This window comes from Flavobacterium algoriphilum (genome assembly GCF_048158655.1).
GTDB classification, from domain to species: Bacteria; Bacteroidota; Bacteroidia; order Flavobacteriales; family Flavobacteriaceae; genus Flavobacterium; species Flavobacterium algoriphilum.
This window is the reverse complement of record NZ_JBLNKY010000002.1, coordinates 125,990-139,221: the sequence shown is the minus strand read 5'-3', so window position 1 is coordinate 139,221 and position 13,232 is coordinate 125,990. Positions and strand designations below refer to the sequence as shown.

General features: G+C 34.9%; 22 protein-coding genes. 1 reads left to right on the top strand and 21 read right to left on the bottom strand.

Going from position 1 to position 13,232, the window contains the following annotated elements; translation table 11 throughout:
- Window positions 1-5: 5 nt before the first annotated feature.
- The 21 genes from rplR to rpsL all read right to left on the bottom strand — a co-directional run bounded on the left by rplR (window position 6) and on the right by rpsL (window position 11,318).
- A complete protein-coding gene (rplR, locus tag ACM55G_RS05410) occupies window positions 6-356 on the bottom strand; it encodes a 50S ribosomal protein L18 (protein ID WP_416842885.1) in 351 nt (116 codons plus the stop codon).
- An 11-nt stretch (window positions 357-367) separates the two neighbouring features.
- Window positions 368-910: a 50S ribosomal protein L6 gene (gene rplF / locus ACM55G_RS05405; protein WP_416842884.1), complete on the bottom strand. Its 543-nt coding sequence runs from the start codon at window positions 908-910 to the stop codon at window positions 368-370.
- Window positions 911-927: 17 nt separating this feature from the next.
- Window positions 928-1,326 carry a 30S ribosomal protein S8 gene (gene rpsH / locus ACM55G_RS05400; RefSeq protein WP_035668108.1) on the bottom strand — a complete coding sequence of 133 codons (399 nt, stop codon included), beginning with the start codon at window positions 1,324-1,326 and terminating at the stop codon, window positions 928-930.
- Between the two features lie 123 nt (window positions 1,327-1,449).
- Window positions 1,450-1,719, bottom strand: coding sequence for a 30S ribosomal protein S14 (gene rpsN, locus ACM55G_RS05395; protein WP_007136553.1), 270 nt, complete (start codon window positions 1,717-1,719; stop codon window positions 1,450-1,452).
- Between the two features lie 3 nt (window positions 1,720-1,722).
- Window positions 1,723-2,274 (bottom strand): 50S ribosomal protein L5, encoded by a 552-nt coding sequence (rplE, locus tag ACM55G_RS05390; protein ID WP_091173704.1) that lies wholly within the window; start codon window positions 2,272-2,274, stop codon window positions 1,723-1,725.
- Window positions 2,275-2,276: 2 nt separating this feature from the next.
- Window positions 2,277-2,591, bottom strand: a complete 315-nt coding sequence (rplX, locus tag ACM55G_RS05385) for a 50S ribosomal protein L24 (RefSeq protein ID WP_035668111.1) — start codon at window positions 2,589-2,591, stop codon at window positions 2,277-2,279.
- An 11-nt stretch (window positions 2,592-2,602) separates the two neighbouring features.
- Window positions 2,603-2,971 carry a 50S ribosomal protein L14 gene (rplN, locus tag ACM55G_RS05380; RefSeq protein WP_026717863.1) on the bottom strand — a complete coding sequence of 123 codons (369 nt, stop codon included), beginning with the start codon at window positions 2,969-2,971 and terminating at the stop codon, window positions 2,603-2,605.
- A gap of 2 nt (window positions 2,972-2,973) precedes the next feature.
- Window positions 2,974-3,234, bottom strand: a complete 261-nt coding sequence (gene rpsQ, locus ACM55G_RS05375) for a 30S ribosomal protein S17 (protein WP_039110222.1) — start codon at window positions 3,232-3,234, stop codon at window positions 2,974-2,976.
- Window positions 3,235-3,251: 17 nt separating this feature from the next.
- Window positions 3,252-3,443 (bottom strand): 50S ribosomal protein L29, encoded by a 192-nt coding sequence (rpmC, locus tag ACM55G_RS05370; protein ID WP_035668115.1) that lies wholly within the window; start codon window positions 3,441-3,443, stop codon window positions 3,252-3,254.
- A 13-nt stretch (window positions 3,444-3,456) separates the two neighbouring features.
- Complete coding sequence (gene rplP / locus ACM55G_RS05365) at window positions 3,457-3,882, bottom strand: 50S ribosomal protein L16 (RefSeq protein ID WP_007803637.1); 426 nt, start codon at window positions 3,880-3,882, stop codon at window positions 3,457-3,459.
- A 19-nt stretch (window positions 3,883-3,901) separates the two neighbouring features.
- A complete protein-coding gene (rpsC, locus tag ACM55G_RS05360) occupies window positions 3,902-4,663 on the bottom strand; it encodes a 30S ribosomal protein S3 (protein ID WP_039110223.1) in 762 nt (253 codons plus the stop codon).
- A gap of 6 nt (window positions 4,664-4,669) precedes the next feature.
- A complete protein-coding gene (gene rplV / locus ACM55G_RS05355; protein WP_007136561.1) occupies window positions 4,670-5,080 on the bottom strand; it encodes a 50S ribosomal protein L22 in 411 nt (136 codons plus the stop codon).
- Window positions 5,081-5,086: 6 nt separating this feature from the next.
- Window positions 5,087-5,365, bottom strand: a complete 279-nt coding sequence (rpsS, locus tag ACM55G_RS05350; protein ID WP_007136562.1) for a 30S ribosomal protein S19 — start codon at window positions 5,363-5,365, stop codon at window positions 5,087-5,089.
- Window positions 5,366-5,371: 6 nt separating this feature from the next.
- Entirely contained in the window at window positions 5,372-6,196 is an 825-nt protein-coding gene (gene rplB, locus ACM55G_RS05345) for a 50S ribosomal protein L2 (RefSeq protein WP_059114053.1), read from the bottom strand.
- A gap of 6 nt (window positions 6,197-6,202) precedes the next feature.
- Window positions 6,203-6,493 carry a 50S ribosomal protein L23 gene (gene rplW, locus ACM55G_RS05340; protein WP_104000023.1) on the bottom strand — a complete coding sequence of 97 codons (291 nt, stop codon included), beginning with the start codon at window positions 6,491-6,493 and terminating at the stop codon, window positions 6,203-6,205.
- A gap of 6 nt (window positions 6,494-6,499) precedes the next feature.
- Window positions 6,500-7,129: a 50S ribosomal protein L4 gene (gene rplD / locus ACM55G_RS05335; protein ID WP_113666973.1), complete on the bottom strand. Its 630-nt coding sequence runs from the start codon at window positions 7,127-7,129 to the stop codon at window positions 6,500-6,502.
- Window positions 7,129-7,746, bottom strand: coding sequence for a 50S ribosomal protein L3 (rplC, locus tag ACM55G_RS05330; RefSeq protein ID WP_039110224.1), 618 nt, complete (start codon window positions 7,744-7,746; stop codon window positions 7,129-7,131). Before rplC ends, rplD begins: the two co-directional genes overlap by 1 nt.
- Window positions 7,747-7,899: 153 nt before the next feature.
- Window positions 7,900-8,205 carry a 30S ribosomal protein S10 gene (gene rpsJ, locus ACM55G_RS05325; protein WP_011963470.1) on the bottom strand — a complete coding sequence of 102 codons (306 nt, stop codon included), beginning with the start codon at window positions 8,203-8,205 and terminating at the stop codon, window positions 7,900-7,902.
- Window positions 8,206-8,216: 11 nt separating this feature from the next.
- Window positions 8,217-10,373, bottom strand: a complete 2,157-nt coding sequence (gene fusA / locus ACM55G_RS05320; RefSeq protein ID WP_416842883.1) for an elongation factor G — start codon at window positions 10,371-10,373, stop codon at window positions 8,217-8,219.
- Between the two features lie 10 nt (window positions 10,374-10,383).
- The gene (gene rpsG, locus ACM55G_RS05315) at window positions 10,384-10,860 is read right to left on the bottom strand and encodes a 30S ribosomal protein S7 (RefSeq protein ID WP_035668130.1); all 477 of its coding nucleotides are present in this window, start codon (window positions 10,858-10,860) and stop codon (window positions 10,384-10,386) included.
- 74 nt (window positions 10,861-10,934) lie between these two features.
- Complete coding sequence (gene rpsL, locus ACM55G_RS05310) at window positions 10,935-11,318, bottom strand: 30S ribosomal protein S12 (RefSeq protein WP_144893908.1); 384 nt, start codon at window positions 11,316-11,318, stop codon at window positions 10,935-10,937.
- A gap of 180 nt (window positions 11,319-11,498) precedes the next feature.
- Here rpsL and ACM55G_RS05305 point away from each other — a divergent pair, with 180 nt between their 5' ends.
- A complete protein-coding gene (locus tag ACM55G_RS05305) occupies window positions 11,499-13,208 on the top strand; it encodes a BamA/TamA family outer membrane protein (RefSeq protein ID WP_416842882.1) in 1,710 nt (569 codons plus the stop codon).
- Window positions 13,209-13,232 lie beyond the last annotated feature (24 nt).

Genomic DNA, 13,232 nt, shown 5'->3' with positions numbered 1-13,232 from the left:
CTATATTAGAATTTAAGTCCAGCCGCTCTTGCGCCTTCCGCTAATGATTTAATACGACCGTGATATAAATAACCTCCTCTATCGAAAGTTATTACATCTATCCCAGCTTTTAAAGCTTTTTCAGCAATTAGTTTTCCAACCGCTGTAGCAACTTCAATGTTCGTACCGTTACCTATTTCTTTTTCTCTTGAAGAAGCCGCCAATAAAGTAACTCCGTTTACATCATCAATAAGTTGAGCGTAAATTTCTTTGTTACTTCTAAATACAGATAGTCTTGGATTAGTAGCAGTACCACTAATACTTTTTCTAATTCTGAATCTAATTCTTTGTCTTCTTTCAGGTTTTGTTAATGACATAATCTTATTTTTTAAGCTGATTTACCTGCTTTTCTTCTTAATACTTCACCTACAAATTTAACACCTTTTCCTTTGTACGGCTCTGGCTTACGAAAACCTCTGATTTTCGCTGCTACCTGACCTAAAAGTTGTTTGTCAAATGATGTTAATTTCACAATTGGGTTTTTCCCTTTTTCTGAAATAGTTTCCAAAACAACTTCTGGAGCAATTTCTAAAACAATATTGTGCGAATAACCAAGTGCTAAATCTAATTTTTGTCCTTGATTTGAAGCTCTATAACCAACTCCTACCAATTCTAATGACTTAGTAAAACCATCTGTCACACCGATAATCATGTTATTGATTAAAGATCTGTACAAACCATGTTTTGCTCTTTGGTCTTTGTGATCAGACGATCTGTCAACTTGAACTTGACCATCTTCAACTGTAACAGTAACGTCCGAAAACTCCTGAGTTAGTTGACCATTTTTTCCTTTTACTGTAATAATACCATTTGCAACTTCAACAGTTACACCAGCAGGGATTACAACCGGACTTTTACCTATTCTTGACATCTTATATAGTCTTTAAATTAGTATACGTAACAAATTACTTCACCACCAACATTTAACTGTCTGGCTTTCTTTCCTGTCATCAAACCTTTTGATGTAGAAACAATAGCAATTCCTAATCCATTAAGGATTCTTGGAATAGTTGAAGAACTTGAATATTTACGTAAACCTGGTTTACTAATTCTTTGGATATCTTTAATTACTGACTCTTTAGTATCTTTATCATACTTCAAAGCAATTTTGATTGAACCCTGAACAGCGTTGTCTTCAAATTTGTAACTCAAGATATAACCTTGATCAAATAAGATCTTAGTTATTTCTTTTTTTAGATTAGATGCAGGAATTTCAACAACTTTGTGGTTTGCAGCCACAGCGTTACGAACTCTTGTCAAATAATCAGCAATAGGATCTGTATACATGTGTATTAATTTGCGGTTTTGGTTTTCAACAAACTATTTGTCGAACCTGAAACCAATTTATAAATGTTTATGATACAGACAAAACGTAAGTAATGTCTGTATCAGGACGCAATAAATTACGTCTTACCAAGATGCTTTTTTAACACCAGGTATCAATCCGTTATTTGCCATTTCACGAAATGTAACACGTGAAAGACCGAATTGACGCATATACCCTCTTGGTCTACCTGTTAATTTACAACGATTGTGTAAACGAACTGGCGAAGCATTTTTTGGTAACTTTTGCAAACCTACGAAATCTCCAGCTTCTAACAAAGCTTTTCTTTTCTCAGCATACTTAGCTACTGTTTTTTCTCTCTTAACCTCGCGGGCTTTCATTGATTCTTTAGCCATGTCTTAATTCTTTTTAAAAGGTAATCCTAATTCTGTCAATAGAGACTTTGCTTCTTTATCTGTTTTTGCACTAGTTACAAAAGAGATATCCATTCCTGAAATTTTGTTTACTTTATCAATATCAATTTCCGGGAAAATGATTTGTTCCAAAACTCCAAGGTTGTAATTTCCTCTTCCGTCAAAACCAGTAGCTTTAATACCACTGAAATCTCTTACACGTGGTAAAGCTGAAGTAATAAGTCTATCTAAAAACTCATACATTCTTTCTCCACGCAAAGTAACTTTTGCTCCAATCGGCATCCCTTTTCTCAATTTGAATGACGCAACGTCTTTCTTAGAAATTGTAGATACTGCTTTCTGTCCAGTGATCTTTGTTAACTCATCAACCGCATAGTCGATTAGTTTTTTATCAGATACAGCTGCACCAACTCCTTTACTTAAAACGATTTTTTCCAATTTTGGAACTTGCATTACGTTTACGTATCCGAATTCCTCTTTAAGAGCAGCAATTACTCTGCTCTTATATTCTTCTTTTAGTCTAGGTATATACGCCATTACTATAGTACTTGATTAGATTTTTTTGAAAATCTTACTTTCTTATCTCCTTCTACTCTAATACCAACTCTAGTTGTTTCCTTAGTTTTAGGATCAATTAAAGAAATATTAGATATTTGTATAGAAGCTTCTTTCTTTACGATACCACCTTGAGGGCTTTTTGCACTAGGTTTCGTATGTTTTGAAACCATGTTTACACCTTCAACAATCGCTTTGTTTTTCTCACGGTAAACACGTAATACTTTACCTTCAGCACCTTTATGGTCTCCAGCAATTACTCTTACGATGTCACCTGATTTTATTTTTAGCTTTATCATCTTAAAACGAATTAAAGCACTTCTGGTGCTAATGATACAATTTTCATGAATTGTTTTTCACGAAGTTCTCTTGCTACCGGACCAAAAACACGAGTTCCTCTCATTTCACCAGCAGCATTTAATAACACACATGCGTTGTCATCAAATCTAATGTATGAACCATCGGCTCTTCTCACTTCTTTTTTGGTACGTACAACAACTGCAGTTGAAACAGCTCCTTTTTTAACGCTTCCGTTAGGAGCAGTATCTTTGATAGAAACTACAATCTTGTCACCAACAGAGGCATACCTTCTTTTGGTACCTCCTAAAACACGGATAGTTAAAACTTCCTTTGCTCCAGTGTTATCTGCTACTTTTAGTCTTGATTCTTGTTGTACCATAATTATTTAGCTCTTTCTAGGATTTCAACTAACCTCCAACATTTTGTTTTACTCATAGGACGCGTTTCGCTAATCCTTACAGTATCTCCAATGTTGCAGTCGTTCTTTTCGTCGTGTGCGTGATACTTTTTAGTTTTCAACACGAACTTACCGTATAATGGGTGTTTAACTTTACGCACTTCAGCAACAACAATAGACTTATCCATTTTGTCCGAAGTAACAACACCAACTCTTTCTTTTCTTAAATTTCTTTTTTCTTCCATCTTTCAGCAGATTACAATTATTGCAACTCTCTTTTAGTAAGTTCCGTAGCTAATCTTGCAACTGTTCTTCTTACACTTCTAATTTGAAGTGGGTTCTCAATTGGAGAAATAGCGTGAGCCATTTTTAGGTCGGCATATGCCTTCTTAGTCTGACTAAGTTTCTCTTGCAACTCCGCTGCAGAAAGATCTTTTATTTCTGATTGTTTCATAATATAATATAAATTATGCTTCGAAATCTCTAGCAACGACAAATTTAGTTTTTACTGGAAGCTTTTGAGCTGCAAGACGTAACGCCTCTTTTGCAACTGACAAAGGTACTCCTCCAACTTCAAACATAATTCTTCCGGGTTTAACAACGGCAGCCCAATACTCAACTGCACCTTTTCCTTTACCCATACGTACCTCAAGAGGTTTCTTAGTGATAGGTTTGTCTGGAAATATTTTGATCCATAATTGTCCTTCTCTTTTCATAAAACGAGTTGCAGCAATACGCGCAGCTTCGATTTGACGAGAGGTTAAGAACATTCCATCTTCATGTACAGATTTAATACCAAACATTCCATTAGAAAGTTCATGTCCTCTTTGAGAATTTCCTTTCATTTTACCCTTTTGTACCTTACGGTATTTTGTTCTTTTAGGCTGTAACATTTTTCTTTAGTTTAAAAATTTACTTTCTTTTACGAGCGTCTGGTTTTCCACCTTTATTAAAAGGCTTTCTGTCTCCTCTAGGAGAATCGCCACCTTTACCACCACCAGTTCCGGATTGTTTTTTATCCATTCCTGCAAGCGGAGAAAGATCTCTCTTTCCATAAACTTCACCCTTCATGATCCACACTTTGATTCCCATTCTACCATAAGTAGTATGAGCTTCTGCAAGCGCATAATCAATATCAGCTCTGAAAGTTGATAGAGGAATTCTACCTTCTTTGAAACCTTCTGAACGAGCCATCTCCGCACCATTCAAACGACCAGAAATCAAAACTTTGATACCTTCCGCGTTCATACGCATAGAAGCAGCAATAGCCATTTTGATTGCACGTCTGTAAGAAATTCTGCTTTCGATTTGACGACAGATGCTTGTAGCAACTAGATACGCGTCAAGCTCAGGTCTTTTGATTTCAAAGATGTTGATTTGAACCTCTTTGTCAGTAATTTTCTTAAGTTCTTCTTTCAACTTGTCTACCTCTTGTCCACCTTTCCCAATAATAATACCAGGTCTTGCAGTAGTGATAGTAACGGTTACAAGTTTTAAAGTTCTCTCGATGATTACTTTTGATACACTAGCTTTTGATAAACGAGCATGGATATACTTTCTGATTTTGTGATCTTCGGCAAGTTTATCACCATAATCATTTCCACCATACCAGTTTGAGTCCCATCCTCTGATGATACCAAGTCTATTTCCAATTGGATTTGTCTTTTGTCCCATCTTGTATTAAATTGCTTGTGTGTTATTAATAGATCCAAGCACGATTGTTACGTGATTAGAACGTTTTCTAATTCTGTGCGCACGACCTTGTGGAGCTGGACGAAGTCTTTTCAACATCATTCCACCATCTACTGTAATCGTTTTAACAAATAAACCCGCTTCTTCCATATTAGCGTCAGGGTTTTTTGCTTGCCAGTTGGCAATTACAGATAAAACCAATTTTTCTAATTTTCTTGAAGCTTCTTTAGAACTAAATCTTAAGATGTTTAGTGCTCTTTCTACCTTCTGACCTCTTACCAAGTCCGCTACTAAGCGCATTTTTCTAGGTGAAGTAGGGCAGTTATTCAATTTTGCGAAAGCAATAGACTTATTAGCCTCTTTTCTCGCATCTGCTGTTTCTCTTTTACGAACTCCCATTGCTTCTTATTTTTTACCTTTATTTTTTGCTCCAGCATGACCTCTAAAAGATCTAGTTGGTGAAAATTCTCCTAATTTGTGACCTACCATGTTTTCTGTTACGTAAACTGGTACAAATTGACGACCGTTATGAACTGCGATAGTTTGCCCAACAAAGTCTGGAGTAATCATAGAAGCTCTAGACCATGTCTTAACTACTCCTTTATTTCCACCTGCGATGTTTTCCTGAACTTTCTTGTCTAACTTATAATGAACGAAAGGTCCTTTTTTTAATGAACGTGCCATATCTTATTATTTCTTTCTACGTTCTACGATATACTTGTTACTCGGGTTTTTCTTAGAACGTGTTCTATAACCTTTAGCTGGTATTCCATTTCTTGAACGTGGATGTCCACCAGAAGAACGTCCTTCACCACCACCCATTGGGTGATCGACAGGGTTCATTGCAACAGGTCTTGTTCTAGGTCTTCTTCCTAACCATCTTGTTCTACCTGCTTTTCCAGATACAACTAATTGGTGGTCTGAATTAGAAACCGCTCCAATTGTAGCCGAACAAGTCAACAAGATTAATCTTGTTTCTCCAGAAGGCATTTTGATTGTAGCATATTTTCCATCTCTTGCCATTAATTGAGCAAATGTTCCAGCAGAACGAGCGATTACCGCCCCTTGACCTGGTCTCAATTCGATACAAGAAATCACAGTTCCTAATGGAATTCTGCTTAAAGGTAATGTATTACCAATTTCAGGTTGAGATTCAGGACCAGAAACTAATTTCTGACCAACTTTCAATCCGTTTTGAGCAATAACATATGTTTTCTCTCCATCAGCATATGCCAACAAAGCGATAAACGCAGTACGATTTGGATCATATTCTATTGATTTAACCGTCGCAGGAATTCCTTCTTTTGTACGTTTAAAATCAATGATACGATATCTCTGCTTGTGACCACCACCTGTATAACGCATGGTCATCTTTCCTTGACTATTTCTACCACCAGAGTTTTTTATCGGCGCTATCAAAGAGCGTTCCGGCTTATCAGTTGTAATGGCGTCATAACCATTCACAACTCTAAATCGCTGACCTGGGGTAATAGGTTTTAATTTTCTTACTGACATTTTATCTTAGATATTGTTGTAAAAATCAATTGTTTCTCCTTCTTGTACTTGAACAATTGCTTTTTTAATTGCATTAGTCTTTCCACTGATTAAACCACTTTTAGTGTATTTAGTAGTTCTATCCGGTCTTACGTTCATTGTGTTAACACTCAAAACAGTTACTCCATAAGCAGCTTCAACAGCTTTCTTAATTTGTACCTTGTTTGCTTTTTTGTCAACAACAAATCCGAAGCGGTTTAAAACTTCACTTTCTTTGGTTACTTTTTCCGTTACTATAGGCTTAATTATGATGCTCATATCCTATTATTTACTTAAATTTTCTTCAATTATCTCCAAAGAACTCTCTAAAAGCACTAAATTATTAGCGTTTAATATAGCGTAAGTGCTTAATTCTAAGCTACTTACTACACTAGAGCCTTTTAAATTGCGTGACGACAAATATACATTTTTATTTGTATCACCCAAGACAAACAGGGATTTTTTATTTTCTAACTCTAAAGCTTTCAAAACGTTAATGAAATTTTTAGTGTTTGGTGTTTCAAATTCAAAGTCTGCAAGAACGATAATGTTCGATTCTTTTGCTTTAATTGAGAAAGCAGATTTTCTTGCCAAACGTTTCAAGCTTTTATTCAATTTGAATGAATAACTTCTTGGTCTTGGTCCGAAAACTGTTCCACCACCTTTAAACAATGGATTCTTTGCACTACCCGCACGAGCAGTACCAGTTCCTTTTTGTTTTTTAATCTTACGCGTACTTCCCGCAACTTCAGCTCTTTCTTTAGCTTTGTGCGTTCCTTGTCTTTGATTAGCAAGATATTGCTTTACATCAAGATATACTGCGTGATTGTTTGGTTCTATACCAAATACTGAATCAGAAAGTTGAACTTTTCTTCCAGTATCTTTTCCGTTGAAATCTAATACTTTTGCTTCCATTACTTCTGAATGATTACATAAGAGTTGTTACATCCAGGAACACATCCTTTAATAACAAGTAGGTTCTTTTCAGCAACTACTTTTAAAACTCTAAGGTTTTGAACTTTTACATTGTCTCCTCCCATACGTCCAGCCATACGCATTCCTTTGAATACTCTAGATGGATAAGAAGAAGCTCCTACAGAACCCGGCGCTCTTAAACGGTTGTGTTGACCGTGAGTTGCTTGTCCAACACCACCAAAACCGTGACGTTTTACAACCCCTTGAAAACCTTTACCTTTAGATACACCTTGTACATCTACAAATTCTCCTTCTTGAAAAATAGAAACATCAATAAGATCTCCTAAATTTTGTTCAGTTGCGAAATCTCGGAATTCAACGACTTTTTTCTTAGCTACAGTTCCCGCTTTCTTAAAGTGACCTAAAGCCGCTTTTGTGGAATGTTTCTCGTTTTTGTCATCGAAACCAAGTTGCAACGCTTCGTACCCGTCAACACCTTTGGTTCTGACTTGGGTAACAACACATGGTCCAGCTTCGATTACCGTACAAGGAATATTCTTCCCGTTCTCGTCGAAAATGCTAGTCATGCCGATTTTTTTACCAATTAACCCAGACATAATTATTAATTATTAATTATTAAATATAAATATAGAACGCAGCTTTTAACCGAATCCTATTTTTTTAGTGGGTGCAAATGTATAACTTATTTACACACAAACCAAAAAAATAATTTTCGATTAAAAACAGCGTCCTTTTTACTCTTAAACTACTTAAACTTTGATTTCAACTTCAACTCCACTTGGCAATTCAAGTTTCATTAAAGCATCAATAGTTTTAGATGAAGATGAATAAATGTCAATTAATCTCTTGTATGACATTACTTCAAATTGCTCTCTCGCTTTTTTGTTAACGTGTGGAGAACGCAGTACAGTGAAAAGTTTTTTGTGAGTTGGCAATGGAATTGGTCCTGTTACTACTGCACCTGTACTTTTTACAGTTTTTACAATCTTTTCAGCAGACTTGTCTACCAACATGTGATCGTAAGATTTTAATTTTATTCTAATTTTTTGACTCATTTTCTTAAAGATTAAGCGTTTCCTTTTGCTTTTTTGATAACTGCTTCCGAAATATTCGAAGGAGTTTCAGCGTAATGTGAAAATTCCATTGTTGATGTTGCACGACCTGAAGACAAAGTTCTTAAAGTAGTAACATAACCAAACATTTCTGATAATGGCACATCAGCTTTAATAGTTTTAGCACCATTTCTATCACCCATGTCATTTACCTGACCTCTACGACGGTTAATATCACCTACGATATCTCCCATGTTTTCTTCTGGTGTAATAACTTCCATTTTCATGATAGGCTCAAGAATAACAGCACCTGCAGCACGACCTGACTCTCTGTAACCCATTCTTGCAGCTAACTCAAAAGAAAGCGCATCTGAATCGACAGGGTGAAAAGATCCGTCTAATAAAGTTACTTTCAAACTATCTACTTGGTATCCTGCTAAAGGACCTGTTTTCATAGCTTCTCTGAAACCTTTTTCAACTGAAGGGATATATTCTTTAGGAACGTTACCACCTTTCACTGCATTAATAAACTGCAATCCTACCGGAGCTTTACCGTCAACTAAATCTGCTGGTTCGATTCTAAATACGATATCACCGAATTTACCACGACCACCTGATTGTTTTTTGTAAGTTTCTCTGTGTTGTGCAGATTTAGTAAATGCTTCTTTATATTCAACTTGAGGTTCACCTTGGTTCACTTCAACTTTAAATTCACGTTTCATTCTATCAACAAGGATATCTAAGTGAAGCTCACCCATACCAGAGATAATAGTTTGACCTGAAGCCTCATCTGTTCTAACAGTAAATGTTGGATCTTCCTCAGCTAATTTAGCCAAAGCCATACCCATTTTATCTACGTCAGCTTTAGTTTTTGGCTCAATTGCAATACCAATTACCGGTGCAGGAAATTTCATTGACTCAAGAATAATCGGGTGTTTTTCATCACACAATGTATCTCCAGTTTTAATATCTTTAAATCCTACTGCTGCTCCAATATCACCTGCTTCGATATAATCGATTGGATTTTGTTTGTTAGCATGCATTTGATAGATACGAGAAATTCTTTCTTTGTTTCCTGAACGAGTGTTCAACACATAAGAACCTGCATCTAAACGTCCTGAATAAGCACGGAAGAAAGCTAAACGACCTACGAATGGGTCAGTAGCAATTTTAAATGCTAAAGCTGCGAATGGCTCTTTAACATCAGGCTTACGTAAAATTTTAGTTTGATCTTCTTCTAATAAATCAGCATCATCAGGATGAATCCCTTCAATACCTTCTTTATCCATTGGAGATGGCAAATACTTACATACTGCATCTAACATAAATTGAACTCCTTTGTTTTTGAAAGAAGAACCAGCAATCATCGGAATGATAGCCATATCCATAGTAGCAGCTCTTAAAGCAGTATTAATTTCTTCCTCTGTAATAGAGTCTTCATCTTCCATGAATTTTTCCAACAAATTCTCATCATAATCAGCAACTGCTTCAATAAGAATTGATCGGTATTCTTTCACTTCTGCAATCATATCTTCAGGAATAGGCACAATATCATACGTAGCACCCAAACCTTCTTCATGCCATACAATAGCTTGATTTTTAACTAAATCTACCACCCCTTTGAAGTCGTTTTCTTCACCAATTGGCAAAGTAATAGCAACTGCATTAGATTTCAACATGTCTCTAACTTGCTGACAAACCATCAAAAAGTTAGAACCTTGACGGTCCATTTTATTAACGAATCCGATACGCGGTACTCTATATTGATCTGCAAGTCTCCAGTTAGTCTCTGATTGAGGCTCAACACCATCAACAGCACTAAACAAGAAAACTAAACCATCAAGTACACGTAATGAACGATTTACTTCAACAGTAAAATCAACGTGTCCTGGGGTATCAATAATATTAAAGTGATACGGCAATGTTTCCGGTAAAGGCACTCCTTGTGTAGTAGGAAAATTCCACTCACAAGTAGTAGCAGCAGAAGTAATTGTAATACCTCTTTCTTGCTCTTGCGCCATCCAGTCCATAGTTGCAGCACCATCGTGTACTTCACCTATTTTGTGTGATTTACCTGTATAGAATAATATACGCTCCGTTGTTGTTGTTTTACCAGCATCAATGTGGGCAGCAATTCCAATATTTCTTGTGTATTTTAGATCTCTAGCCATTTCTTATGAATTAAAATCTAAAGTGAGAGAATGCTTTATTAGCTTCTGCCATTTTGTGAGTATCCATTCTTTTCTTAACGGCAGCACCTTCTTCTTTAGCCGCAGCTAAACATTCTGAAGCTAACCTTTGAGCCATCGATTTTTCGTTTCTTCTTCTAGAATAAAGAATTAACCATTTCATCGCCATAGAAATTTTTCTATCTGGACGAATTTGCATTGGAATTTGAAATGTCGCCCCACCTACTCTACGACTACGTACTTCTACGTGAGGCATAACATTGGTTAACGCATCTTTCCAAATTTCTAATGATGGTTTCTCTGCATCTTGTTTTTTAGACTCAATGATGTCAATCGCATCATAAAATACTTTAAACGCTGTCGATTTTTTTCCATCCCACATTAAGTTGTTCACAAAACGTGTTACCAGTTGGTCATTAAACCTTGGATCTGGTAAAAGTGGTCTTTTCTTTGCCGCTCTTTTTCTCATGTCTTTTTTTTAATAAAAGGTCATACCCATACAAATGTGACTAATCACATCGCTACAAGAAATAACTTTTTAAATTACTTTTTTACTTCTTTTGGGCGTTTTGCTCCATACTTAGATCTTCTTTGCGTTCTTCCTGCTACTCCTGACGTATCAAGTGCACCACGAACGATGTGGTATCTAACTCCTGGTAAATCTTTTACCCTTCCACCCCTAACTAATACTATCGAGTGCTCTTGTAAATTGTGTCCTTCACCAGGGATGTAAGCATTCACTTCATTACCATTTGTCAAACGTACACGCGCTACTTTACGCATTGCAGAGTTTGGTTTTTTTGGTGTTGTAGTGTAAACACGCGTACAAACCCCTCTTCTTTGAGGACAAGAATCTAAAGCAACCGATTTACTCTTCTTAGTTATCTGAGTTCTTCCTGTTCTTACTAATTGTTGAATTGTTGGCATAATTAATACTAAAAATTTCTTATTATATTAAATTCCCGCTTTTTACGGGGTTGCAAATGTAGAAAATATTTTTTACTCTACAAACGTTAAACCATTAATTTTCAATAAGATTATTTAATCATTTTATTTTCACTACAAACAACCGATATTTGCATTACTTTTATTAAAAACAGAAACTCATTGAAACCCATACTTATTTTCATTATATTTTTTTGTTTTGGATTGGGTTGTTCAGCTCAAAATTTTCAATTACACATTATTGGCAGCACTGATTCCGAAACAAAAACTATTGATTCATTGAATTATAATTCGAATCATAAAAACGTAAAATCCATCAGTGACGAAACAATTCGAATAGCAGATAAATTATCAGAAATAGGATTTATTGAAAACATTATAACTGATAATATAAAAGTAAATGACACTAGTTATACAGCAAAACTAAGTTTGCACAATAGGGTCAAAACGATACATATATATATAGGTAGAAATAATGAATTATACAACTCGATCGTACCTAACAAAGTTAAAGACACAATCATCATCCGATATGAAGAAACAGCAACATTCCTGAACAATACTTTACAAAAATTAGAACAAAAAGGATTTGCTTTAGCAAAATTAAAACTGATTAATATTCAAAATAGAAATCAGACACTTTACGCTGATTTAGAATTCACATCTGACAAAAAAAGAAAATTAAACGCAATAGAAATTAAATATATTGAAAAGGGCAATAAAATAAAATTTCCAAAAGGATACATAAACCAAATCAATCACAAATACCAAAATAAAATTTTCAATCAAAACATTGTTAATGAAATACACAAAGAATTTGAAAAGTTCAAATTTGTCAATCAGATAAAATATCCTGAAATTTTATTCTCAAAAGACAGCACAAAAATATACGTATATCTTGAAAAAAGAAAATCGAATACTTTTGACGGCTTTATAGGATTTTCGAACAATGAAAACAAAAAAATTAATTTTAACGGCTATTTGGACATCAATCTTGAAAACACGCTTCAGGCAGGAGAACAATTTTCCATTTATTGGAAAAGCGATGGAAACAAACAAAAAACATTTAAAACCAGTTTAGAATTACCCTATTTATTTAAAAGTCCAATCGCCCTAAAAACTCATCTGATAATTTTCAAACAAGACAGCACCTACCAAAACACAAAAAAAGGAATTAACTTAGGGTATTTTATCAATTACAACACCCGAATTTATGCAGGATACCAATCAACCGAATCCATCGATATTCAGAATACCAACAGCAAACAAATAAGCGATTATAAAAACTCATTTTGGACTTCAGATTTCGAATACATAAGGAACGATAGTAACAATTCTCTTTTTACAAAAAAATCAATTTTTACATTTGCTATTGGACTTGGGAAAAAGAAATCCAACAACCTACCTCAAACTACAACCACAAACAAACAACTTTTTGTGAATCTAGAAGTAATGCATAATTTTTATTTAAATAAAAAAAACAGCATTAACATAAAAAGCCAGAATTATTTTTTGAAAAGCGATACTTACATCATAAATGAACTAATTCGTTTTGGAGGGCTAAATTCCATACGAGGATTCGAAGAAAACAGTCTTCAAGCACATTTTTTAACATTAATATTAACAGAATATCGATACACACTTTCACCAAGTTTATATATTCATTCTATAATTGATTACGGCATATACAAAGACAAAACAACACCGGAAGGAAACAACCAAAAAATGAGCTTAACCGGGCTAGGAATGGGATTAGGAGTACTAACAAAAAACGGATTACTGAAATTAGCTTTTGCAAACGGAAGCAACAAAACCCAAAAAATAAATTTTTATAACACTATTATTCACTTATGTTACAATGTTAAATTTTGAATGCATGCATAAAAAATCATTTGA

Excerpts from the sequence above, each read along its gene's own strand:
- rplR (WP_416842885.1), bottom strand. The coding sequence starts at position 356 with ATGTCATTAACAAAACCTGAAAGAAGACAAAGAATTAGATTCAGAATT.
- rplF (WP_416842884.1), bottom strand. The coding sequence starts at position 910 with ATGTCAAGAATAGGTAAAAGTCCGGTTGTAATCCCTGCTGGTGTAACT.
- rpsH (WP_035668108.1), bottom strand. The coding sequence starts at position 1,326 with ATGTATACAGATCCTATTGCTGATTATTTGACAAGAGTTCGTAACGCT.
- rpsN (WP_007136553.1), bottom strand. The coding sequence starts at position 1,719 with ATGGCTAAAGAATCAATGAAAGCCCGCGAGGTTAAGAGAGAAAAAACA.
- rplE (WP_091173704.1), bottom strand. The coding sequence starts at position 2,274 with ATGGCGTATATACCTAGACTAAAAGAAGAATATAAGAGCAGAGTAATT.
- rplX (WP_035668111.1), bottom strand. The coding sequence starts at position 2,591 with ATGATAAAGCTAAAAATAAAATCAGGTGACATCGTAAGAGTAATTGCT.
- rplN (WP_026717863.1), bottom strand. The coding sequence starts at position 2,971 with ATGGTACAACAAGAATCAAGACTAAAAGTAGCAGATAACACTGGAGCA.
- rpsQ (WP_039110222.1), bottom strand. The coding sequence starts at position 3,234 with ATGGAAGAAAAAAGAAATTTAAGAAAAGAAAGAGTTGGTGTTGTTACT.
- rpmC (WP_035668115.1), bottom strand. The coding sequence starts at position 3,443 with ATGAAACAATCAGAAATAAAAGATCTTTCTGCAGCGGAGTTGCAAGAG.
- rplP (WP_007803637.1), bottom strand. The coding sequence starts at position 3,882 with ATGTTACAGCCTAAAAGAACAAAATACCGTAAGGTACAAAAGGGTAAA.
- rpsC (WP_039110223.1), bottom strand. The coding sequence starts at position 4,663 with ATGGGACAAAAGACAAATCCAATTGGAAATAGACTTGGTATCATCAGA.
- rplV (WP_007136561.1), bottom strand. The coding sequence starts at position 5,080 with ATGGGAGTTCGTAAAAGAGAAACAGCAGATGCGAGAAAAGAGGCTAAT.
- rpsS (WP_007136562.1), bottom strand. The coding sequence starts at position 5,365 with ATGGCACGTTCATTAAAAAAAGGACCTTTCGTTCATTATAAGTTAGAC.
- rplB (WP_059114053.1), bottom strand. The coding sequence starts at position 6,196 with ATGTCAGTAAGAAAATTAAAACCTATTACCCCAGGTCAGCGATTTAGA.
- rplW (WP_104000023.1), bottom strand. The coding sequence starts at position 6,493 with ATGAGCATCATAATTAAGCCTATAGTAACGGAAAAAGTAACCAAAGAA.
- rplD (WP_113666973.1), bottom strand. The coding sequence starts at position 7,129 with ATGGAAGCAAAAGTATTAGATTTCAACGGAAAAGATACTGGAAGAAAA.
- rplC (WP_039110224.1), bottom strand. The coding sequence starts at position 7,746 with ATGTCTGGGTTAATTGGTAAAAAAATCGGCATGACTAGCATTTTCGAC.
- rpsJ (WP_011963470.1), bottom strand. The coding sequence starts at position 8,205 with ATGAGTCAAAAAATTAGAATAAAATTAAAATCTTACGATCACATGTTG.
- fusA (WP_416842883.1), bottom strand. The coding sequence starts at position 10,373 with ATGGCTAGAGATCTAAAATACACAAGAAATATTGGAATTGCTGCCCAC.
- rpsG (WP_035668130.1), bottom strand. The coding sequence starts at position 10,860 with ATGAGAAAAAGAGCGGCAAAGAAAAGACCACTTTTACCAGATCCAAGG.
- rpsL (WP_144893908.1), bottom strand. The coding sequence starts at position 11,318 with ATGCCAACAATTCAACAATTAGTAAGAACAGGAAGAACTCAGATAACT.